The sequence below is a fragment of the Haemophilus sp. HMSC61B11 genome (assembly GCF_001838615.1).
Taxonomy (GTDB): Bacteria; Pseudomonadota; Gammaproteobacteria; order Enterobacterales; family Pasteurellaceae; genus Haemophilus_D; species Haemophilus_D parainfluenzae_AD.
On sequence record NZ_KV837996.1, the window covers coordinates 60,597 to 83,763 of the forward strand.

Genomic DNA, 23,167 nt, shown 5'->3' on the forward strand with positions numbered 1-23,167 from the left:
ATTCGCTCCATAATGAATAAATCAATAATGGGCGATCTTACTTATCTCACAATGTAAAAGCAAACAAAAATGAATGATTTAACCGGAATTTTATATATTGTCGCTACGCCAATCGGGAATTTACAAGATATTACACAACGTGCTTTAGAGACTTTTTCGCAAGTGGATTTAATTGCCGCGGAAGATACGCGCCACAGTGGTTTATTGCTTAGTCATTATGGTATCAAAAAGCCTTTTTTCGCTTTGCATGATCACAATGAACAAGAAAAAGCTCATATTTTGGTAGAAAAGCTAAAACAAGGTACGAATATTGCATTAATTTCAGATGCGGGAACCCCTTTAATTAGCGATCCAGGTTTTCATTTGGTGCGTCAATGTCGTGAGGCAGGCATTAAAGTGGTGCCACTACCCGGTGCTTGTGCGGCAATTACGGCATTATGTGCATCGGGCATCGCATCTGACCGTTTTTGCTTTGAAGGTTTTTTACCTGCGAAAACCAAAGCGCGTAAGGATAAGTTAGAAAACGTTGCGGAAGAAGGCCGCACTTTAATCTTCTATGAATCAACCCACCGTATTTTAGATACCCTTGCTGATATGCAAGATGTATTAGGGGGTGATCGTTATGTTGTGCTTGCCCGTGAAATTACGAAAACGTGGGAAACCATTGCAGGAGATAAATTAAGTGATCTTCGTCAATGGTTAAGTGAAGATCCGAATCGCACGAAAGGTGAGATGGTGTTAATTGTGGAAGGTAAACCAAAATCAGAAGATAGTGACGAATTTTCACCACAGGCAATTAAAGCACTCACTTTGATTGCTAAAGAACTTCCTTTAAAAAAGGCTGCGGCGATTGTGGCAGAACTTTATGGTTATAAGAAAAATGCCTTATACCAATTTGGATTGGATAATTTAGGTTAGTCAAAAACTATCCCCCTATTTAGCAAAGAGGGGCGAGGGGAGATTTAGCAGAATTAATTTTTATAAATTTCGGAGAACAAATGTTAAAACAGGTTTCAGATACCTTACTTGCACCAAGCAATTTATCTCATCAATCATTGCTTAATATTTTTGATGTGATGTCACATCGTCATATTGATTATGCAGATCTTTATTTTCAATTAAGCCAAGATGAAAGCTGGGTATTAGAAGACAGCATTATTAAAGAAGGTGGCTTTCATATTGATCGCGGTGTTGGTGTACGCGCAGTTTCTGGCGAGAAAACAGGCTTTGCGTATTCTGACCAAATCAATTTAGCGTCATTACAACAATGTGCAGAGGCCGTAAAAGGTATCGCACAAATTAAAGAAGGCAATTTAATTTCGCCTCAAGCATTTAATGCGGTGAATGCAGTTCAGCGTTATGCGGCGATTAATCCGTTAGAAAGTTTAAGCAAAGAGAAAAAGATCGAGTTATTGCACCTCGTGGATCGCACGGCTCGAGCTGAAGATCCTCGTGTCACTCGTGTCTCAGCTGCATTAAGTTCAATTTATGAAGAAGTATTAGTGGTCGCAACAGATGGTACACTTGCCGCAGATATTCGCCCGCTTGTGCGTTTATCCATTTCGGTTCTCGTGGAAGAAGATGGTAAACGTGAGCGGGGTAGTTGTGGTTCAGGTGGACGCTTTGGCTTAGATTGGTTCTTTGAAGTAGTAAATGGGGATATTCGTGCCGTTAATTTTGCAAAAGAAGCCGTTCGTCAAGCTCTTGTGAATCTAAGTGCAGTCGCGGCACCAGCAGGATTAATGCCGGTGGTATTGGGAGCCGGCTGGCCCGGTGTGTTGCTTCATGAAGCAGTAGGACACGGTTTAGAAGGGGATTTCAACCGTAAAGAAAGTTCCTTATTTACGGGTAAAATTGGTGAGTTAGTGACGTCGCCATTATGTACGATTGTGGATGACGGTACATTACAAAACCGCCGTGGTTCTTTAACCATTGATGATGAAGGTGTACCAAGTCAGTGTAACGTTTTAATCAAAGATGGAATTTTGCAAGGCTACATGCAAGATAAACTCAATGCACGATTAATGGGCGTGAAACCAACGGGGAATGGCCGTCGTGAATCTTATGCGCATTTACCAATGCCTCGAATGACGAATACCTATATGTTAGCGGGGCAAAGCAAATTTGACGATTTAATTGCTTCTGTGGATCGCGGTATTTATGCACCGCACTTTGGTGGTGGGCAAGTGGATATTACCTCAGGTAAATTTGTGTTCTCAACTTCTGAAGCTTATCTCATTGAAAAAGGTAAAATCACGAAACCCGTTAAAGGTGCAACGTTGATTGGTAGCGGTATCGATGTGATGCAAAAAGTTTCCATGGTCGCAGATAAAACCGATTTAGATCTTGGTATTGGTGTATGCGGCAAAGATGGCCAAAGCGTGCCGGTCGGCGTTGGTCAGCCAGCCTTGAAAATAGATGAAATCACCGTTGGTGGAACCAATTAAACATAAGCCCGATAATCATATCGGGCTTTTTATTTCCTTCGTATCTAAGTGCGGTCTGTTTTTTATCTATTTTTGATTAGTCAGTTTCTGATGAATAATCATTGCGTTAGGTTAAAAGTTAAACACAGCTCACATTTATCTCGATTCTTTTATGATCCCTATCACAATATCTTGTAAAACCAGTTAAAAAAATTCCCCAAATAACCTTAATAAGTGATACATTTACCGTCGCATGACTTTTTGTCATTTAAGAGACAGGGACAGGCGTGAGTTTGTCTGAAATTTCATCAACCAGAGGGAAACATTTATGTTAATTGGTGTACCTAGAGAACTGCTTGATAGCGAAAATCGTGTGGCGGCGACGCCAAAAACGGTTCAGCAGATCTTAAAACTGGGCTTTGACGTCATCGTAGAACACGATGCGGGATTCAAAGCAAGTTTTGAAGACCAAGCATTTATCGACGCCGGCGCAAAAATTGGCTCAAGTTCAGAAGTGTGGCATTCGGATGTGATTTTTAAAGTGAATCCACCAACGGATGCAGAAATTGATCAAATGAAGGAAGGTGCAACACTTGTGAGCTTCATTTGGCGCGCACAAAATCCGGATTTAATGAAAAAACTCACGTCGAAAAAAATTAATGTATTAGCGATGGATTCTGTGCCACGTATTTCCCGTGCACAAGCGCTTGACGCATTAAGCTCTATGGCGAATATTTCTGGTTATCGTGCGGTGATTGAAGCAGCTCATGAATTTGGTAGTTTCTTCACCGGACAAATTACTGCAGCAGGTAAAGTACCACCGGCAAAAGTGTTAGTTATTGGTGCGGGTGTTGCAGGTCTTGCTGCTATTGGTGCAGCGAATAGCCTTGGAGCGATTGTACGTGCTTTTGACTCTCGTCCTGAAGTAAAAGAACAAGTACAAAGTATGGGCGCGTCTTTCTTAGAAATTGATTTCAAAGAAGAAGGCGGTAGTGGCGATGGTTACGCGAAAGTAATGTCAGAAGAATTTAACCGTCGTGCGATGGAGCTTTATGCGGAACAAGCGAAAGAAGTGGATATCATTATTACCACTGCAGCGATTCCGGGTAAACCAGCCCCTCGCTTAATCACAAAAGAAATGGTTGATTCCATGAAACCGGGTTCTGTGGTGGTGGACTTAGCCGCAGCAACAGGCGGTAACTGTGCTTACACTGAAGCTGGCAAAGTGGTCACCACTGAGAACCAAGTGAAAGTGATTGGTTACACCGATTTCCCAAGCCGTTTACCAACACAATCTTCCCAACTTTACGGTACAAACTTAGTTAATTTATTAAAACTACTTTGTAAAGAAAAAGACGGCAAGATCAATATCGATTTTGAAGATGTGGTATTACGCGGTGTGACAGTGGTTCGTGATGGTGAAGAAATTCCACCAGCGCAAATCCAAGTGTCAGCACAACCAAAACAAGATGCGAAAGCAGCACAAAGTGCGGTTAAAAAAGAGGAGGAAAAACCAGCAGATCCTCGCATCAAATACGGTGTGATGGCAGGTGTAGGTGTGTTATTCCTCTGGCTTGCGTCTGTGGCGCCTGCTGCATTCCTTTCTCACTTCACCGTATTCGTATTGGCTTGTGTAGTCGGTTACTACGTGGTTTGGAACGTTAGCCACGCTTTACACACTCCACTTATGGCGGTAACCAATGCGATTTCAGGTATCATCATTGTGGGTGCATTACTACAAATTAGACAACCAACAGGCAACTTCTTTATTGATGCATTAGCCTTTGTGGCAATCTTGGTGGCAAGCATCAACATCTTTGGTGGTTTCCGTGTAACCCAACGTATGTTGGCGATGTTTAGAAAAGGTTAAGGAGAAGACGATGTCTGAAGGTTTAGTACAAGCAGCCTATATTATCGCTGCATTACTTTTCATTATGAGCTTAGCCGGTCTTTCTAAACATGAAACGGCAAAAGCTGGTTGTTGGTATGGTATTGTCGGTATGACAATAGCCCTTGTTGCAACCATTTTCGGCCCGCAATCAGAAGGTACATTATGGATCATTATTGCGATGATCATCGGTGGCGTGATTGGTGTTCAACGCGCATTAAAAGTTGAAATGACTGAAATGCCTGAACTCGTTGCGATCCTTCACAGCTTTGTAGGTTTAGCAGCAGTGCTCGTAGGCTTTAACAGCTACGGCTTAACACTCGAAACTGACCCTGTGTTAATGAATATCCATAACGTTGAAGTATTCTTAGGGATCTTCATCGGTGCGGTAACATTCACGGGTTCTATCGTCGCATTCGGTAAATTAAGCGGCAAAATCAATTCAAAAGCGTTAATGTTGCCACATCGCCATAAATTAAATTTAGCAGCGTTAGTAGTATCTGCTTTATTGATGATAGCCTTCTTAAATAATCCAGATAGTATCTTCCCAGTGTTACTCATGACAGCGATTGCACTTGCATTCGGTTGGCACCTAGTGGCATCTATTGGTGGTGCGGATATGCCGGTTGTGGTTTCAATGCTTAACTCTTATTCTGGTTGGGCAGCGGCTGCAGCGGGTTTCATGTTGAGCAATGACTTGCTTATCGTCACCGGTGCATTAGTGGGTTCTTCTGGTGCGATTCTTTCTTACATTATGTGTAAAGCGATGAACCGCTCATTTATCAGCGTTATCGCAGGTGGTTTTGGTAATGATGTTCAAGTATCTTCTGATGAAGAACAAGGTGAACACCGTGAAACGACTGCAGAAGAAGTGGCTGAATTACTTAAAAATGCAAGCTCTGTGATCATCACGCCAGGATATGGTATGGCGGTAGCACAAGCGCAATATCCAGTAGCTGAGATTACGGCGAAATTGCGTGAGCGTGGCATTAACGTGCGTTTTGGTATTCACCCTGTTGCAGGTCGTTTACCGGGTCATATGAACGTACTTTTAGCGGAAGCGAAAGTGCCTTATGACATCGTGCTTGAAATGGATGAAATCAATGACGATTTCGCGGATACTGATGTGGTATTGGTGATCGGTGCAAATGACACTGTAAACCCAGCTGCAATGGAAGATCCAAACAGCCCAATCGCAGGTATGCCAGTGTTAGAAGTATGGAAAGCTCAAAACGTTATCGTATTCAAACGCTCTATGGCGGTAGGTTACGCAGGCGTTCAAAACCCATTATTCTTCAAAGAAAACACTCAAATGCTCTTTGGTGATGCAAAAGAACGTGTTGATGACATTCTTACTGCATTAAACAAATAAGCAAAAACTGAAGTAAAACTGACCGCACTTTGAGAGATTAAAGTGCGGTTTTTTGTCTATTGAGTTTTTCTCATAATTATTTAAAATCATTCAGCATTTTATTTTTTTAGAGATTTTCATGAATAAGCACATCCTTTTTCTATTCCTTTTTTCTTTTTCAACTTCTACTTTAGCACTATTTCCAATTGAGAATGATTGGGCAAAGCATCACTTACAAGGAAAAGTGAAATCAATTAAATCTAAGGAAGAAGGTAATTCAGCCTTACCAGATAATCGAAGTATAAGTTATCTGGATGTCTTCTATAATGAACAAGGTTTTTTAATTAAAGAAAAGGAGCAGGGCGTTCTTTTTGACAAAGAAAAAATCACAATGCGTCACTATAAGTATGATGCTCAGAATCGATTATTGGAAATTCAAGATGACAATGTAACTGAAACCAATCCTGAGCTGAAAACTTTTAGCGCATTTTATCGTTATGTAGATAACCCAGATGGTAGTGGTGTCGTGCAGTTTGTAGAATATAAGAACATACCTGATTTTTCATCATCATATAAAGAACGTTTTTATGATAAAGCGGGTACTTTGCTCAAAACTCAAGAGTATGATGTAGAGAATAAAACAACATCAGATATAAAAAAATACGATTATGAAAATGGTAAACTGAGTAAAATATGCCGTATTGAAAATAATGTAGAAAGGGATTGTGATACTTATCATTACGAAAATGATGGTTCATTTACCGAATCTTTAAACGTTTTTATCAATAGTGTGAAAAATTATTTTGATAAAGATCATCGCTTATTAAAAAGTGAAATTTTTAGTGTTGGAAAACGCATCAACTGGGTAACCGTATCATACCAATTTGATAAACATGGCAATGTTATTGAAGAGATAATCTATAACAAAGATGGGGCATGGAAAACCAAAAAGACTTATCAATATGAGTATTATGAATAGGATTCAATATAAGCGCTGACAGTAAAAATGGGGTTGTTTTTTATCCGATGTGTCTTACTAAAAAAATATAAAAGTGCGGTCAAAATTGACCGCACTTTTTTACATTAACGTTGAATCAAATAGCGTAATTTGGTGCCATCTTGTTCTACGCTTAATAGTGTGTAACCGTGGTTTTTCGTATCAACAGGAATGTTGTTGATAGATTGGGCACAGTCACTTAATAGCTCTAAAATTTCGCCTTTTTGTAATTGTGGCATGGTTTCGAGCATCACGATCGCTGGATATGGGCAAGGTTCACCTAGCGTATCTAACGTGTAATCTGGGGTGATGTCTTTTGGATCTTTATCTAATTTTTGAACAACGGTAAATGCCATAATAATATCCTCTTTTTTGAATGAATTCGTTAATATTTAATTAGCAACCACAAGCTTGTGGATTCACTGCCGCAATTTTTGCTTTGGCTTTTTTCAAGAAGTGGCGTTCCCACCAAACGACAGCGATTAAGCAAACAATAAGCAAGCCGTAATTCACTAATAAACCGCCAACAGGGCCAAAGGATTTCAATAAGTTAAGTTTTTCGTAATCTAACGCAAGCACAGGGGCAAGATCGTCCCATGCGTAGGCTAAATAGGTTGAGCCAACAACATTACCCACGCCTACCCACATAAAGTGAACTTGGCCTTCCATTGAACGATACATCCAACCGGTTTCACATCCGCCGGCTAACACAATACCGAAGCCAAATAATAAACCACCGATAATTGCATTTGGACCCGCCCACATGATTTTGGCTGGCACGCCTAATTGAATGTAGCTGAATACGCCAAGCGTACCCACAAGAATACCGAAGATGATGGCTTTTGCCATATAAGCACGGCCCGTTACCCATAAATCACGAAAGGCAGAAGTAAAACAGATTTGAGCACGTTCAATTAATAAGCCGAAAGCTAATCCACAAAGCATCGCAAAACCCAGTTTGATGGAGTTTGTCATCACATAAAGTGAAGCAATTAGGTAAGCAAAAAAGACCATCATACCAATCCAAAAACGACGAGTCGCTTGTTTGGGATCCGTTTCTTGTAATTTTGCCGCGCCTTTTTTCAATTCTAATTTCACGCGAAATATCGGAAGTAAGGTGACTTTTACCCCCGCGTAAGTGCCAATGGCTGTCGCAATCGTGAAGAACCAAGCGTGGACAGAAAATTGTGGAATACCGGTGAAGAGAGATGCAAGGTTACAACCCATCGCTAAACGTGCACCAAACCCCGCTAATGCACCACCAATGAGGGCTTGAACAATACGACGTTTGTGTGGTTGATTACGCCATTTTACGTTGTTTGCCCAAAGTGCGGCAGAAATACAACCCGCGAACATACCTAAAATCATCACGCCATCAATACGGGTGAAGATCGTACCTTGCATACCGATAATTTTATAATAGCTCCAGTCGGACACATCGATGCCTAGTGCTTGTAAAGCATGACCGCCCCAACGGGTAAATTCCCCCGTAACCGCCCAATAAGTGCCAGTTACCCCAAAGTAATAAGCTGAAATGAGCCCCGCAGCAATAACTGCGGCAACAGGATTCCAGTATTTAATCAGATAATTTTGTTTGAATTGTTGCAAAATCTCTTTCATGAGTGAGTTAATCCTTAAACTGAAATAATGATTTGCAAGTGCGGTATAAAATGAAGAGATTTTTGAAGTGTCTGCCATTTTCCTATACACAAAACTTGCGATATAAGACAAATGAATTGTCGAGCAAAATAATAACATTTGTTTTTTAGTAATGCACGAGGGAAGAGATAATTATTTTGGATAATTTGCGCGTTAAGATGGAAGAATAAAGTCAATTTATAGCACTTATTTTTCCCTCAATATCAATTTTTCAATTAAAAAAACGAAGGCTATACTAATAAGCATCGTAAGCCCACCTGAAATGATGGCTAATAAACAAATTATCCAAGTAGACTTGTCTATATTAAGGAAGGTAAAGAAATATAAACCAAATAGTAGGGAAAATGCACACCATAATCTCCAACTTAATTTGGGATATTTATTGAATAGAAATTCAAATAATCCTTCAAAAAATAAACGGAAAAAACATTCAAAGATAATATTACCCATAGTTTTTTTCAATGATAAGTCATCATAATGATTCGTTTAGATAAACTTTATATCAGCCCAAATGTTAAGAGAAAGTTAAACAGGCAATTTCATTTCTCGGATACGCATGGTTAATCCATCGATCAACAACAAGCGTCCACATAAATTTGAACCGATTTTTAACCGCACTTTGAGCGCTTCTAAGGCTTGAATTGAACCCACAATCCCTACAATTGGCGCCAGTACGCCTGCTTCTACACAACTTAAAACATTTTGTCCAAAAAGTTGGCTGAGTTGGCGATAGGTTGGCGTATGGGGTTCGTAAGTAAAGACAGAAACTTGTCCTTCTAAACGAATCGCCGCACCTGAAATTAGCGGAATCTTCGCTTTCTCACAACCACGATCGAGCGCATTACGAATATCCACGTTATCGGTACAATCGAGTACCACATCAAAGTGCGGTATGATTTCCGCGAGTTTTTCTTCGGAAAGTTGTGCATTGATGGTTTCAATTTCGACGTGAGGATTAATCTGTTGTAACGCAATTTTTGCCGATTCCACTTTAGGCATATTTAATCGGCTATCGGTATGCAACACCTGACGTTGCAAATTAGAAAGCGATACGGTGTCGAAATCCAATAAGGTTAAATGACCCACGCCAGCGGCTGCAAGATATTGGCTTGCAGCACAGCCTAAACCGCCCAGGCCGACAATTAACATTCGGCTGTCTTTCAGCTTTTCTTGTCCGTCAAAATCGACCGCTTTTAAGATAATTTGGCGATTATAACGCAGTTCTTCTTCGTAGCTTAATTCAGCCATTATTGCCCCAATAGGTGATTAAACGGTTCAATGGTGACGATTTCGCCCGCAGCGACATTGCCGCGATCTTTTTCGAGGCGAATAAAACAGTTACTTTTCACAAAAGAACTGAATAAATGCGAGCCTTGGAAACCCACAGGTTGCACTTCGAGTTGACCATTTTCATTGATTTGATAGAAACCACGTTGGAAATCTAAACGTCCTGGTGATTTTTTCAAATTAGTTTGGGCAATCGCTTGAAAGTGCGGTTGTTTTTTCGGGTGTTTTTTACCGCTTAATTTGGCGATAGCCGGTTGAACTAATTGATAGAATGTCACTAATGCAGAAACGGGATTGCCAGGTAAACCGCAGAACCAAGCATTTTCTAATTTACCGAAAGCAAATGGCTTGCCGGGTTTCATTGCGATTTTCCAGAAGTTCACTTGACCGACTTTTTCTAAAACAGTTTTAGTGAAGTCAGCTTCACCCACCGAAACGCCACCGCTCGTGATAACAAGATCAGCTTGCGCTTGTGCTTTCACAAAAGCCGCTTCAAATTCGGCTTGGTTATCAGGCAGAATACCAAAGTCGAGCACATCACAATTTAATTTTTCTAGCATTAATTTCACGGTGAAACGGTTGGTATCGTAAATTTGTCCCGCTTGTAACGGTTGGCCGACAGGAACTAATTCGTCACCGGTTGAAAGCACAGCCACTTTTAAGCGAGGATAAGCTTTGACTTCAGGAATGCCTAATGAAGCAAGTAAAGGTAAAGATACGGCATTTAACTCATCGCCTTGATGTAATACCACATCGCCTTTTTTTACATCTTCACCAATGCGGCGAATATTTTGATTGGCTTTAGGTAAGGTAGAAAAGGTAACAGAACCATCTTCATTGACGGTGACATCTTCTTGCATCACTACCGCATCAGCACCTTCAGGAATCATTGCACCCGTCATAATTCTGACCGCACTTTGCTCTACCCATTCCCCTTGAAACGGATTACCCGCAAAGGATTTTCCCGCAACAGAAAGTGTCATAGATTGCTGTAAATCAGCTAAACGAACCGCATAACCGTCCATCGCGGAATTATCAAAAGAAGGCACGTTAATCGGAGAAATCACATCTTCCGCACACACTCGATCTGCGGCTTCAGTTAAAGCCAGTGTTTCAGTTTTTGTTGGGAAGGGAAGTTGGTTGAGCATTTGCGCCAAGGCATCTTCAAGTGGCAACATAATCAATCCTTTGGGTTAAGCGAAATAAAAGTGGATATATTGTAGCCCGAAATACAATATGAAGGAAATTAATAAATTAGGGTGATTTTTCGCATTTTACGAATAATTCATCTTTTGTTAAAATGTCGCATTATTTTTTTATAAATGGAAAGTGAATGGACGCGATTTCACCTGATGCGGAAAATGTCCGCCGAGCCTTGGTAGCCAAAGGCATCGAAACACCAATGATTGATCTGACTCAATGTAAAGATGAGCGCCGTACGGCGATTGCTTCGCATATGCGTGAAGTGATGAAATTGATTGGGTTAGATCTGCGTGATGATAGCTTAGAAGAAACGCCAAGTCGTTTAGCTAAAATGTTTATTGATGAAATTTTCAGTGGAATGGACTACGCCAATTTCCCGAAAATGACGAAAATCAAAAACCAAATGAAAGTGAGCGAAATGGTGCAAGTGAATGACATCACGTTGACCAGTACTTGTGAACATCATTTTGTGACGATTGATGGCAATGTCGCCGTTGCATATTATCCAAAAGATTGGGTAATTGGCTTGTCTAAAATCAATCGCATTGTGGCGTTTTTTGCGCAACGCCCACAAGTACAAGAGCGTTTAACCGAACAGCTTTTAACAGCATTTCAAACCATTTTAGAAACTGATGATGTAGCCGTTTATGTGAAAGCGACGCATTTTTGTGTGAAAGCGCGCGGGGTAAAAGATACTCACAGTTATACAGTGACATCAGCCTATGGTGGGGCCTTTTTAGAAGATCGCGAAACTCGTAAAGAATTTTTATCTTCTATTCAGAAATAACAAAAAGCACCGAGTATTCGGTGCTTTTTTGTTTATTAATTGTACTGATATAAGTTAAAATCTGCCCTTTCATTTTTATTTCGATTTTTATTTTTCTTGAGGATTTTCATGGCGAAAGCAAATTCAAAACTTTTTCTTGTTTTATTACTCGGTGTCCTTTCAGCATTTGGACCGTTTGTGGTGGATCTTTATTTACCTTCATTGCCACAACTCGCGAGTTTTTTTGAAACAAGTGCCTCAATGACACAACTTACTCTTACCACAGCTATGATTGGTCTGGCGGTAGGACAGTTACTTTTAGGGCCTCTTAGCGACAAATTTGGGCGAAAAATTCCGCTTATTATTTCATTGGTGATTTATATTATCAGCACGGCCTTAATCGTTTATGCACCAAATATTGAAGCGATGATTGTCCTACGTGTGATTCAAGGACTTTCTTCAGCAGGAAGTGTGGTTATTTCTCGTGCAGTCGCAACGGATCTTTATCGTGGACGTGAAATGACTCGTTTCTTTGGTTTATTAATGACAATTAACGGACTCGCCCCAATTATTTCACCAATCCTTGGTAGTTTATTGTTGGAATACATCAGTTGGAAAGGCGTATTTCTTTTCCTTGCTTTGATTGGGGTGATTGTTTTGCTTTTCTGTTTCCGTTTAAAAGAAAGTTTGAATGTCGAAAATCGCTTACAAGGTTCAATATTTTCCACCTTTTTGACGTTTGGTGTGATTATCAAAAATCGCTTATTTATGAGCTATGTAGGAATTCAAAGTTTCTTGCTTGGTTCCATGTTCGCCTATATTGCGGCTTCGCCATTTATTTTTCAAAGTTTCTACGGGTTAAGTGCATTTATCTTTAGTTTATGTTTTGGTGCAAATGGGGCGGCGTTAGTTATCGGGGCAAATGTTGGCGGTAAATTGCCAAATCGTAAGGCTTTAGCGATTGGTGTTTTTGCTTTTGTGGTGGATGCACTTTATACCATTGCCGTATTAATTATTCAGCCACACTGGTTATTTGTTGAAATTGGTTTCTTTACTATGTTGTTATTAATGGGCGTTGCTTTCCCGGCTATTTCTTCTTTAGCCATGGAAAGTGAACGTCAATATGCAGGTAGTGCATCTGCGTTGTTAGGTTTTGCACCTTTCTTTTTAGGTGGTGTAGTATCTCCGTTAGTAGGTATCGGCAATATTTTCTATTCAACCGCTTTAGTGATTTTAGCCTGTGGTATATTAGCTTTAGCTATTTATTGGGCGATTCGTCATAAAATTCCAAATTCAGCAAAGTAGTGAAAAGTGCGGTCATTTTTGACAGTGTTTTAAAAAAGAAAAAGGCGAACTTCAATAGGTTCGCCTTTTGTTATTTTAGCAATTAGTTTCGAATACTTAACTTCTCAAATTCATCGAAGAATGTTGGGAACGTTTTAGCCGTACATTTGGGATCTAAAATCGTGACGGGGGTATCCGATAACGCAATCAACGCAAAGCACATTGCCATACGATGATCGTTATAGGTCTCAATTTCAGCATGCTTAAATTGAGAAAGAGCAAGCGGTTGAATGCGAATAAAATCTTCACCTTCTTCAACTTCTGCACCGACTTTTCGTAATTCAGTCGCCATAGCGGCAAGGCGATCGGTCTCTTTCACTCGCCAGTTATAAATATTGCGAATAACGGTTTCACCCTTTGCAAATAAGGCAGTTGTAGCAATCGTCATGGCGGCATCAGGAATGTGGTTCATATCCATATCAATGCCATGGAGTTCAGCTTGTTCTGCTTGAATAAAATCATCACCCCAAGTGATTTTTGCGCCCATTTTTTCTAGCACATCGGCAAATAGGCGGTCGCCTTGAATGGAATGCTTACCAATTCCCGTCACTTTTACGTTGCCTTTAATCGCGGCAGCGGCAAGGAAATAAGAGGCGGATGAAGCATCACCTTCTACCATATATTTGCTAGGTGAGACATAGGATTGGTTACCTTTCACCTTAAACACTTGATAATGTTGATTTTCAACTGAAATACCAAAATCTTTCATCATCGCGAGGGTGATATCAATATAAGGTTTTGAAACTAAATCACCCACAATATGGATATCTAAATCGCCTTCAGCAAGAGGCGCTGCCATTAAAAGTGCGGTCAAAAATTGAGAAGAAATTGAACCGTCAATTGTAATCACGCCACCTTTAATCCCTTGATTACGAATCGCAACTGGTGGGTAACCGTCATTTTCTAAATAACGAACATTAGCCCCCGCTTGAAGAAGTGCATCAACTAAATGTTTGATTGGGCGTTCTTTCATTCGAGGCTCACCGGTCAAAATGACTTCGCCTTCAGTGTTACCTTTTAAACAAAGCGCAGCCGTTAAAGGACGCATGGCTGTACCGGCATTACCGAGAAACAGCGACAAGCCATTTTCAACCTGAAATGCACCACCTAAGCCTTCAACTTCACAGCAAGTTTTGTCTTCAGAAAGCTGGTAATTAACCCCTAAAGTTTTAAGGGCATTTAGCATATGACGAATGTCATCACTGTCTAACAAGTTAGTAACCGTTGTGGTGCCTTTAGCTAATGCCGCTAATAATAATGCACGGTTCGATAAACTTTTCGAACCCGGTAAGTTGATTTCACCTTCAATACGGGAAATCGGCTCTAAGGTGATAGCTTTCATTACAAGACCACCGTTTTGTTTTTATAGACAAAAATACGATCGTGTAAGGCAAGATCGAGTGCACGGCTTAATACGGTTTTTTCGACATCACGGCCTGCACGCATCATGGCATCGGCAGAGTAGGTGTGGTCTACGTTAATCACGTTTTGCATGATGATCGGGCCTTGATCTAATTCATTATTAATAAAGTGAGCCGTTGCACCAATGATTTTTACGCCGCGCTCATAGGCTTGTTGATAAGGTTTTGCCCCAATAAATGCGGGTAAGAATGAATGGTGAATATTAATCACACGATTTGGATAACGCGCCACGAATTCAGGATTTAATACACGCATATATTTAGCTAAAACAATATAATCAGGTGCATATTCATCAATTTTTTCAGCGAGCAATTTATCGTGTTCCACGCGCGTGAGTCCTTCATGGCTGACACAATGGAATGGAATATCAAAGCGTTCAACTAATTCGCGTAAATTATCGTGATTTCCAATTACTGCCGCAATTTCTACGTCTAACGCACCGTAATAATTTTTCATTAAAATATCACCTAAGCAGTGTGCTTCTTTGGTGACTAAAATCACGATACGTTTACGTTTTGCGCTGATTAGGTGGCAATTTGTCCCAGCCGGCAAACTATAATTTAAGTCAGCTAACAAGGTTTCTTCATTAAAAATGCCTTCCAATTCAGTACGCATAAAGAAATGTTTCGTTTCAAAATCAACGAACTCATTATTGTGGAGGATATTTAATTGATGTTTGTAACAAATGTTGGTGATTTTAGCGATTAAGCCTTTATCATCAGGACAGTCGGTCAGTAATATTTTCTTTTCTAACATAATGAATGTTTTGCCAGGTAAATAAAAAAAGAGAACCCATAAAAATGGGTTCTACATAGTCGATAATAAAATTAGATTTCAAAAGAAGCTAAAGAAACACCTTTATCTAAGGCCTTTTGAATCACACGAGGTGTACGACCTTGGCCAGTCCATGTTCTCTCTTGACCAGTTTCATCAGTATATTTGTATTTTGCTGGACGAGGTTCACGTTTTTTACGAATTGAAGAAGGTGCAGCACCAATAATTGCAGTTAATTCTTCAGCAGTGATGCCTTCTTGTTTAATTAATTCTTTATATTTTGCAATACGTGCTCGACGTTCTTGTTCTGCTTGTTCAATTTCCGCGGCTTGAGCACGCTTTTCTTCAATTGCAGTTTGTAATTTTAAAAGTGAGCTCTCTGCTTGCTCTAATGTTAAATCACGTACCGCAGCACGTAAACTTCGAAGATTTGTTAAACCTTTTGTCAATTCATTCATAAATAACCCCTATATGATGTGTGAATATTTAATTTATCTCTGTTAGCTATAATAACGAAAAGTAGAAGTTAGGTAAATATTAAACCTTGCAATTAAAACTCAAAATTAATTGGTCAGACTTCATTATGACAATAACGATAAATATTCCCTACTTTGTAATTGAGTATTTATTGTAATAATAGTTCATAAAATGTTAACAATACATGTAACTTTTTTGAAAAAAAGAAAATTTTATCTAAGATGATAAGATTTTATTGGTAATGTTATTCGTTTTAATGTAATCTTTCCACATCCTATACAACAGTAGAGGTGCGGTCATTATAAGTATTTTCCTAGAGTGGATAGCGTTGAAGGGAAAGGAAAGGAATGATTGCCGAAATCGAATAGGCGTCATCTTATTCGGTTGGTCACGTCTTCGAAAGGAACGTGACTGTCATAGTTTTTGTGTGTTAACTATGGAGCGCTACGGTTCGGTCTGGTCATCATTGTGTCTTTTCTTGCCGTTGTCTCCATTAAATTATTAGGTATAACTTAATGGAACTAGTCGATTATTCTTCATCTATTTATTCAATTATACCCGCATTACTTGCGATTATTTTAGCAATTGCAACTCGTCGGGTTTTGGTCTCCCTCAGTGCAGGGATTATTGTCGGTGCGTTAATGTTGGTTGATTTCAACCCATTGAATGCACTTATTTATTTAAAAGATAATGTTGTGGCATTAGTTTATAGTAGCGAAGAAGGCATGAATTCAAATATGAATATCGTCTTTTTCTTAGTTTTACTTGGCGTATTGACCGCACTTTTAACCGTATCAGGCAGCAACCGTGCATTTGCTGAGTGGGCACAAAATAAAATTAAAGGTCGTCGTGGTGCGAAATTATTAGCGGCATCTTTAGTGTTTGTAACCTTTATTGATGATTATTTCCATAGTCTTGCAGTGGGTGCCATTGCACGTCCAGTAACCGATCGTTTTAAAGTTTCTCGTGCTAAATTAGCGTATATCCTTGACTCCACTGCTGCACCAATGTGTGTCATGATGCCGGTATCAAGCTGGGGTGCATACATTATTACACTCGTGGCAGGTCTATTGGCGACATATTCTATTACCTCTTATACACCGATGGGGGCATTCGTTGCCATGAGTTCAATGAACTACTATGCGATTTTCTCATTATTGATGGTGTTCTTTGTGGCTTATTTCTCCTTTGATATTGCATCAATGGCACGTCATGAAAAATTAGCTATGGAGCGAGATTATAAAGAAGAAGTCATTGAAGGTGTGAAAGGTAAAGTTCGCAACTTAATTTTACCGATTTTAGTCTTAATTACCGTCACTGTTTTCATGATGATTCATACGGGTAGTGAGGCTTTAGCGGCAGATGGAAAACCATTTAGCCTCTTAGGTGCATTTGAAAATACAACAGTAGGTATTTCGCTTGTTGTTGGTGGTTCAAGTGCGGTTGCTATGTCAACATTATTGATTATTCTTGAGCGTCAAGTTTCTTTACAAGAATACGGAAAGGCGTGGATTGCCGGTATTAAATCTATGTTAGGTGCAATTGCAATCCTATTCTTTGCGTGGACAATCAATAAAGTGGTGGGTGATGCACAAACCGGTAAATACTTATCTTCTTTAGTGAGTGGCAGTATTCCTGTTCAATTTTTACCTGTGATTTTATTTATCCTTGGTTCAGCAATGGCATTCTCAACCGGGACAAGTTGGGGGACATTTGGCATTATGTTACCAATCGCAGCTGCAATGGCGACCAACTCTGCTCCAGAGTTATTACTTCCTTGCCTATCTGCCGTCATGGCTGGCGCGGTATGTGGCGACCACTGTTCACCGGTTTCGGATACAACGATTCTGTCATCAACTGGAGCAAAATGTAACCACATGGATCACGTCACGACACAATTACCTTATGCGGCAACTGTTGCGACAGCAAGTGCTGTGGGCTACATTGTGGTTGGCTTTACAGAATCTGGTTTAGCTGGATTTGTGACAACAGCAGCTGTTTTAGTAGCTTTGGTGTTTATCGTGAAAAAACGTTAATCATAAAAGATAAAAAGAAAGGGCGTACTTATGTACGCCCTTCTTGTATTTATTGTGAAAATTAGAGTAATGGACTAAACAAGAAAAATAACCGCTCTATGATTCGATGATAGAAAGGACGATTGATCCATTCTTGCATATTGAGTGCAGAAGAATTCGCTAAATAATTTTCATGAAGTGTAGCGACTTCATTGGCAAAATTACGATCTTCTACAGCAACAGTGATTTCAAAGTTAAGCAAGAAGCTACGTAAATCCATATTTACTGTACCAACGAGTGCAAGTTTATTATCGATTAACACACTTTTAGTATGCAGAAGCCCTGCTTCAAAATGATAAATTTTGACGCCAGCTTCGAGTAAATCATCAAAGAATGTTCGACTCGCCCAACGAACCATCAAGGAGTCATTGTTTTTAGGTAAAATAAGCGTGATATCAACACCACGGAATGCGGCAATACGTAATGCTTCAGCAATATTGTGACTTGGCACAAAGTAAGGTGATGTGATCACAATGCTTTCTTTTGCCGCATAAATAACTGTTGCAAGAGATTGCGCAATTAAGTCATCTGGGAACGCAGGACCGCTCGCAATGACTTGCACAGAATGGGTGTCATTATCATCAATTTCCACGAGCGGGTAATTTGGTAATAACAGGGGTAATTCTTCTGTCGTTTCAATTTCCCAATCCCAAGCATGTAAGCTATTTAAAATTGGCGAAACAGGACCGTTGATTCGCACCATCACGTCTATCCAATTGCCTACGTTGCTATCTTGCTTGAAGAAATTCGGATCTACCATATTCATACTACCTGTATAGGCAATTTGATTATCAATGATGATGATTTTACGATGTTGACGTAAATCAATTCGGCTGAAGAACATCCGGAATAAATTTACATGTAGCGCTTCGGTAATTTCAATGCCTTTTTCTCGCATTTCTTTACAAACAGGGCTTTTCAAAAAAGCATTACTGCCAACGGAATCGAGTAAAAGACAAACTTTAACTCCACGTTGCACGGCTTCCTCTAAGGCTTGTTTCACTTCATTAATCATGCCATCATTGCTCCAAATATAGAACACCATATTAATGGAATGATGTGCTTGTTGAATATCACGAATGATACTTCGGATGATGCTTTCTGGTGTATCAAGAATATGTAATTCATTACCTCGAATGTTTGGAATACCTAAGCGATGGTGGACTAGTTTAAATAAGGCACGATAACGAGGATCCTGGGAATGTGCGACCAGATCTTTTTGCCCAGACAGTTGCTGAAGCCATTGTGTATATTTAGGTTTTAATGATTGAAATACTTTGGCTCGTCGAGTACCGAGTTTTATCTCACCAAAAATTAAATAAGCAATAACGCCAATCAGTGGCACAAGATAGATAATCATCAGCCATGACAACGTAGCAGAAACCGCTTGTTTTTTGACGAGCAAACGCAAGGTGACAGAAATAACTGCCACCCAAATTAACACGGGAATAATATAAACCAGTATAATATGTTCAAAATTCATTAATTTTTAACCGCACTTATGAAATTAGACATTGTTTATCAGACCGATGATTTTATCATTATTTACAAGCCTTGTGGGTTGAGCGTGCATAAAGATCAAAGCGAAATTGGTTTAACCACTTTGCTTGCCGAGCAGCTTGGCGTGCCACAAGTTTGGCTTGTTCATCGATTAGATAAAGTGACATCAGGTTTACTTATTTTGGCACTAAATGCCGAAAGTGCAGCTGAATTTTTCCGACTTTTTTCTGAACACCATATCCAAAAGACTTACCTTGCACTCAGCAATCAAAAGCCCAAAAAGAAACAAGGATTGATTGTCGGCGATATGCAAAAGGCTCGTAATGGAGCTTGGAAACTTTGCCAATCGAAAGAAAACCCCGCAATTACGCGTTTTGAAAGTGTAAGTTGTGAGCCTAATTTACGGTTATTTATCTTAAAGCCACAAACCGGTAAAACCCATCAATTGCGTGTTGCGATGAAAAGCTTAGGGAGCCCAATTTTAGGGGATCTGCTTTATGGTAAAAACACTGAAAATATTGACCGCACTTATTTGCACGCTGCAAGATTGCAATTTGAATTTAAAGGTCAGGCATTTGATGTGTTTACTCTTCCTAAAGAAGGGGAGTGGTGGCATCTTGACGGTGTCATGTCTCAGATTCAAAAATTTGGCTCAGTAAACACTGAGCCAACGATATAAACTTTATTGATTATTTCGCTAATCCGATACCTGTATAGCCACGTTCACGCATGGTAGCTTCTTTTGATTTACGAATTAAGGTTTCAATTGTCATGCCTTGCACGAGAATTGAGAATGCCACTACTGCATACGTCATACCTAAAATAAGATCGCGAACATCCATTTCTAATCCTTCAATATAAAATTGACCACTTGGAATAGAAAGTGCCATAGCCAGAGCTAATCCGCCTCGTAAGGCGCCCCAAGTGAGCACTTTCATGGTGTAAGGGTTGTATTTACGGTAGCGTTTCATGACTTGGAATGGCAACCAAACACTTACATAGCGACAGATTAAGCACACTGGAATAGCAAGGAAAATTAAGATTAACCCTTGCCAAGACACATGAATTAATAAAATTGCTAAACCGATCAAGATGAAGAGTAAGGAATTGAGAAAGTGATCGATCATTTCCCAAAAGTGATCTAAATAGCGTTGGCTTTGTTGAGAAAAGCCGGTGTATCTTGTCCAATTCCCGATTAAAATCCCGGCGACAACCATCGCTAATGCCCCTGAGACGTGTAAGAGATTAGCAAGCATAAAGCCCGCAGTGGGTACGATTAAGGTCAAAAGAATTTCTAATGAACCATCATCGGTGGCTGAAATCAGATAATGGGCGAAGAGACCTAAAACCAATCCAAATGCAATCCCACCTAAAGCTTCTTTAAAAAATAAATGGAGAATGCCGCTTGCTGTCGGTTCATGTCCGCCAAATGCGACGGCAAAAACCGTAGTGAAAATTACCAAGCCAATCCCATCATTAAAAAGTGATTCGCCTTCCACTTGCATAGATAAGCGCTTTGGTGCTTTTAAGTTTTTGATAATGGCAAGTACGGCAATCGGGTCATCAGGCGATATGAGGGCACCAAATAAGATGCAGTAAATTAAATCAATATGCCAGCTGAAAAGTAAGGCAACGCCATAAAGTAGAAAACCAATAAAAAAGGTGGAAGCAAGCGTTGAGAACAGCGCGAAAGTGGTAATTTCCCATTTTTGATTGTTTAAGACTGGAAGTTTAATGCCCAAGGCACCGGCAAAGAGTAAAAAGCCTAAAATCCCGTTCAATAAGAAATCTTTAAAATCAATACGTTCAATAACACGAGTTGCAATATCATCTAAATTAAACCAGTTGAAATAACCTAGCAAAACGAGAAATAGTGATCCCGCCATTGAAGTGGCTGTGATAGCAATCGTATATTGGATATTATCATTCAGCTTACGGGTGATAAAACTAATAAGAATGGCTATTGTGGTAAGGAAACACAAGTAAGTATAAGTATTCATAAAATGATCCGAGTGAGTAATAAAAACATTGTAAGTATAAGCAAGTTACTTTTATTTATAAAGTGCGTTTCTAGGAAAAGTTTTAATGAGAAAGAAGGATAAAATTTATTTGATTGCAACTGAAGAGTAATTACATTAATAGACGTAACTTCTTCCGTTACAAGAGGAAAAGTGCGGTTAAGATTTCAATTATTTTGTATAATAGACTCAATTTTTTAAATTAGGAACAAAAATGAAATTTATCTCTTTTAATATTAATGGTTTACGTGCTCGCCCTCATCAACTTGAAGCAATTATTGAAAAATACCAACCGGATGTGATTGGTTTACAAGAAATCAAAGTAGCGGATGAAGATTTTCCTTATACAATTACTGATAATTTGGGTTACCACGTTTTTCACCATGGACAAAAAGGTCATTATGGTGTCGCCCTGTTAACTAAAAAAGAACCAAAAGCCGTGCGAGGTGGTTTTCCAACGGATAATGAAGATGCGCAAAAACGTATTATTATGGCGGATTTAGAAACTCCGTTTGGTTTGTTAACGGTAATTAATGGCTATTTCCCACAAGGAGAAAGTCGTGCTCATGAAACGAAGTTTCCGGCAAAAGAAAAATTTTATGCGGATCTTCAACGTTATTTAGAGCAAGATCACGATAAAGCTAATCCAGTTTTAATTATGGGTGATATGAATATCAGTCCAAGTGATTTAGATATTGGTATTGGCGATGAAAACCGCAAACGTTGGTTACGTACCGGTAAATGTTCATTCTTACCCGAAGAGCGTGAATGGTATCAACGCTTATATGATTATGGATTGGAAGACACGTTCCGCAAATTAAACCCAACAGTCAATGACAAGTTCTCGTGGTTTGATTATCGCTCAAAAGGTTTCGATGACAACCGTGGATTACGTATCGATCATATTTTAGCCAATCATCAATTAGTAGAGCGTTGCGTGGATGTCGGTATTGCATTGGATATTCGTGCGATGGAAAAACCGTCAGATCACGCACCAATCTGGGCAGAGTTTAAATAGGAAAGCAGCATGGATATGGCAAATTGGCAGAATTACCGTTCGCAAGTGAATGGCATGCCTGCCGTGTTTACCGCAAATATTGAAGATTTAGATGTTTACCATGGTAAACATCTCAGTAAGGTTGTGCAATTTACCGTGCCTTATCTGGGGGATGAGGATGGTTTACCGAATGAAGACGAATATGAAAAATTGATTAATCGCCTTTTTAAAATCCTTGCACAATTGACCGCACTTCCAAATGTATTCTTTGCAGGGCATTTTATTTGCAACCATCAGGCAAAAATGCATTTCTATTGTGAACACGATGCTTTGCTTAAAGAAACCCTTCAGCAACTCGATTTTGTCTCAGAAATCAATGTGCAGGATGATCCTAATTGGGATACTTATTTCGATTTCTTATTGGCTTCACCATTGGAAATGAAATTAAATGCGACGGAAGAGATTTTGAGTATGCTGAACAGCAAAGGGCGTAATTTAAGTGATACTTATTTGATTGAGCATACTTTCCATTTTGATGAAGAAGAAAAAATGTTCCCCTTTATGGATGAACTAACACTTGGAAAAGTATCTTTCAATACCTTGAAATATTCTAGCCAAGCTATTCAAACTGAAGAAGATGAAACGCCTTACTTTATGGTGAAATTGGAGCAAGAGCTTTCATTAGACAGTAATGAGATCTTCGAGTGGGTAGAGCGCTTTGAAAAATTAGCTATGGAGTTTTCTGGCGACTATATTGGCTGGGAATGTGATAATTTAATGGATGACAGATCATCATTAAATTAGCCAGATAATTCATTAAATTAGCCAGATAATTCATTAAATCAGTATAGATTAGATAAAAATAAAGCCCATCAACACGATGGGCTTAAATTCTTTTGGCTACAAATTTAGGATTCGTAAAAGGAGACAAACGAAAGCTAAACCAAAAGAGAAATTTGGCTCCTCCTGCGGGACTCGAACCT

Annotated in this window: 20 protein-coding genes and 1 riboswitch; of the genes, 11 read left to right on the forward strand and 9 right to left on the reverse strand. The window is 39.5% G+C overall.

The annotated features are described in order from the left end of the window. Window positions 1-69 precede the first annotated feature (69 nt). The 5 genes from rsmI to HMPREF3263_RS08235 all read left to right on the forward strand — a co-directional run bounded on the left by rsmI (window position 70) and on the right by HMPREF3263_RS08235 (window position 6,644). The gene (rsmI, locus tag HMPREF3263_RS08215; protein ID WP_070853192.1) at window positions 70-918 is read left to right on the forward strand and encodes a 16S rRNA (cytidine(1402)-2'-O)-methyltransferase; all 849 of its coding nucleotides are present in this window, start codon (window positions 70-72) and stop codon (window positions 916-918) included. 80 nt (window positions 919-998) lie between these two features. Then, window positions 999-2,447 (forward strand): metalloprotease TldD, encoded by a 1,449-nt coding sequence (gene tldD / locus HMPREF3263_RS08220; protein ID WP_070853193.1) that lies wholly within the window; start codon window positions 999-1,001, stop codon window positions 2,445-2,447. 307 nt (window positions 2,448-2,754) lie between these two features. Further along, the gene (pntA, locus tag HMPREF3263_RS08225) at window positions 2,755-4,296 is read left to right on the forward strand and encodes a Re/Si-specific NAD(P)(+) transhydrogenase subunit alpha (protein WP_070853194.1); all 1,542 of its coding nucleotides are present in this window, start codon (window positions 2,755-2,757) and stop codon (window positions 4,294-4,296) included. Window positions 4,297-4,306: 10 nt separating this feature from the next. Next, window positions 4,307-5,686 carry a Re/Si-specific NAD(P)(+) transhydrogenase subunit beta gene (pntB, locus tag HMPREF3263_RS08230; protein WP_005697267.1) on the forward strand — a complete coding sequence of 460 codons (1,380 nt, stop codon included), beginning with the start codon at window positions 4,307-4,309 and terminating at the stop codon, window positions 5,684-5,686. Window positions 5,687-5,804: 118 nt separating this feature from the next. Further along, window positions 5,805-6,644, forward strand: coding sequence for a hypothetical protein (locus tag HMPREF3263_RS08235; protein WP_005697243.1), 840 nt, complete (start codon window positions 5,805-5,807; stop codon window positions 6,642-6,644). 104 nt (window positions 6,645-6,748) lie between these two features. Here HMPREF3263_RS08235 and yedF read toward each other — a convergent pair whose 3' ends face one another. The 4 genes from yedF to moeA all read right to left on the reverse strand — a co-directional run bounded on the left by yedF (window position 6,749) and on the right by moeA (window position 10,786). Then, entirely contained in the window at window positions 6,749-7,018 is a 270-nt protein-coding gene (yedF, locus tag HMPREF3263_RS08240) for a sulfurtransferase-like selenium metabolism protein YedF (protein WP_005696304.1), read from the reverse strand. A 40-nt stretch (window positions 7,019-7,058) separates the two neighbouring features. Beyond that, the gene (yedE, locus tag HMPREF3263_RS08245; RefSeq protein WP_005697669.1) at window positions 7,059-8,282 is read right to left on the reverse strand and encodes a selenium metabolism membrane protein YedE/FdhT; all 1,224 of its coding nucleotides are present in this window, start codon (window positions 8,280-8,282) and stop codon (window positions 7,059-7,061) included. Between the two features lie 564 nt (window positions 8,283-8,846). After that, window positions 8,847-9,569, reverse strand: coding sequence for a molybdopterin-synthase adenylyltransferase MoeB (gene moeB / locus HMPREF3263_RS08250; protein WP_005697635.1), 723 nt, complete (start codon window positions 9,567-9,569; stop codon window positions 8,847-8,849). Next, entirely contained in the window at window positions 9,569-10,786 is a 1,218-nt protein-coding gene (gene moeA, locus HMPREF3263_RS08255) for a molybdopterin molybdotransferase MoeA (RefSeq protein ID WP_005697625.1), read from the reverse strand. Before moeA ends, moeB begins: the two co-directional genes overlap by 1 nt. A gap of 155 nt (window positions 10,787-10,941) precedes the next feature. Between moeA and folE the strand changes: the two genes are divergently transcribed. Both folE and HMPREF3263_RS08265 read left to right on the forward strand, forming a co-directional pair. After that, on the forward strand, window positions 10,942-11,598 hold the full coding sequence (gene folE, locus HMPREF3263_RS08260) for a GTP cyclohydrolase I FolE (RefSeq protein ID WP_005697616.1): 657 nt from the start codon (window positions 10,942-10,944) through the stop codon (window positions 11,596-11,598). Window positions 11,599-11,706: 108 nt separating this feature from the next. Continuing rightward, window positions 11,707-12,882, forward strand: a complete 1,176-nt coding sequence (locus HMPREF3263_RS08265) for a multidrug effflux MFS transporter (protein WP_005697599.1) — start codon at window positions 11,707-11,709, stop codon at window positions 12,880-12,882. Window positions 12,883-12,964: 82 nt separating this feature from the next. Here HMPREF3263_RS08265 and aroA read toward each other — a convergent pair whose 3' ends face one another. The 3 genes from aroA to HMPREF3263_RS08280 all read right to left on the reverse strand — a co-directional run bounded on the left by aroA (window position 12,965) and on the right by HMPREF3263_RS08280 (window position 15,575). Further along, a complete protein-coding gene (gene aroA / locus HMPREF3263_RS08270) occupies window positions 12,965-14,263 on the reverse strand; it encodes a 3-phosphoshikimate 1-carboxyvinyltransferase (RefSeq protein WP_005697638.1) in 1,299 nt (432 codons plus the stop codon). After that, window positions 14,263-15,099, reverse strand: a complete 837-nt coding sequence (gene purU / locus HMPREF3263_RS08275; RefSeq protein WP_049366999.1) for a formyltetrahydrofolate deformylase — start codon at window positions 15,097-15,099, stop codon at window positions 14,263-14,265. Before purU ends, aroA begins: the two co-directional genes overlap by 1 nt. 71 nt (window positions 15,100-15,170) lie before the next feature. Beyond that, window positions 15,171-15,575, reverse strand: a complete 405-nt coding sequence (locus tag HMPREF3263_RS08280; RefSeq protein ID WP_049366998.1) for an H-NS family histone-like protein — start codon at window positions 15,573-15,575, stop codon at window positions 15,171-15,173. 296 nt (window positions 15,576-15,871) lie between these two features. Next, a riboswitch (Lysine riboswitch) is annotated at window positions 15,872-16,049 on the forward strand. A 60-nt stretch (window positions 16,050-16,109) separates the two neighbouring features. Here HMPREF3263_RS08280 and HMPREF3263_RS08285 point away from each other — a divergent pair. Then, complete coding sequence (locus HMPREF3263_RS08285) at window positions 16,110-17,630, forward strand: Na+/H+ antiporter NhaC family protein (RefSeq protein WP_005696292.1); 1,521 nt, start codon at window positions 16,110-16,112, stop codon at window positions 17,628-17,630. 61 nt (window positions 17,631-17,691) lie between these two features. Here HMPREF3263_RS08285 and cls read toward each other — a convergent pair whose 3' ends face one another. After that, entirely contained in the window at window positions 17,692-19,152 is a 1,461-nt protein-coding gene (cls, locus tag HMPREF3263_RS08290; protein WP_049370459.1) for a cardiolipin synthase, read from the reverse strand. Between the two features lie 18 nt (window positions 19,153-19,170). Between cls and HMPREF3263_RS08295 the strand changes: the two genes are divergently transcribed. Then, a complete protein-coding gene (locus tag HMPREF3263_RS08295) occupies window positions 19,171-19,848 on the forward strand; it encodes a TIGR01621 family pseudouridine synthase (RefSeq protein WP_005697646.1) in 678 nt (225 codons plus the stop codon). 10 nt (window positions 19,849-19,858) lie between these two features. Here the strand turns inward: HMPREF3263_RS08295 and HMPREF3263_RS08300 are convergent, their stop codons facing one another. Further along, a complete protein-coding gene (locus tag HMPREF3263_RS08300) occupies window positions 19,859-21,169 on the reverse strand; it encodes a cation:proton antiporter (RefSeq protein ID WP_005697618.1) in 1,311 nt (436 codons plus the stop codon). Between the two features lie 232 nt (window positions 21,170-21,401). On the opposite strand from HMPREF3263_RS08300, the gene xthA reads away from it, so the two are divergent. Both xthA and HMPREF3263_RS08310 read left to right on the forward strand, forming a co-directional pair. Continuing rightward, entirely contained in the window at window positions 21,402-22,205 is an 804-nt protein-coding gene (xthA, locus tag HMPREF3263_RS08305) for an exodeoxyribonuclease III (protein WP_005697619.1), read from the forward strand. A gap of 9 nt (window positions 22,206-22,214) precedes the next feature. Next, window positions 22,215-22,988, forward strand: coding sequence for a TIGR01619 family protein (locus HMPREF3263_RS08310; RefSeq protein ID WP_005697627.1), 774 nt, complete (start codon window positions 22,215-22,217; stop codon window positions 22,986-22,988). Window positions 22,989-23,167 lie beyond the last annotated feature (179 nt).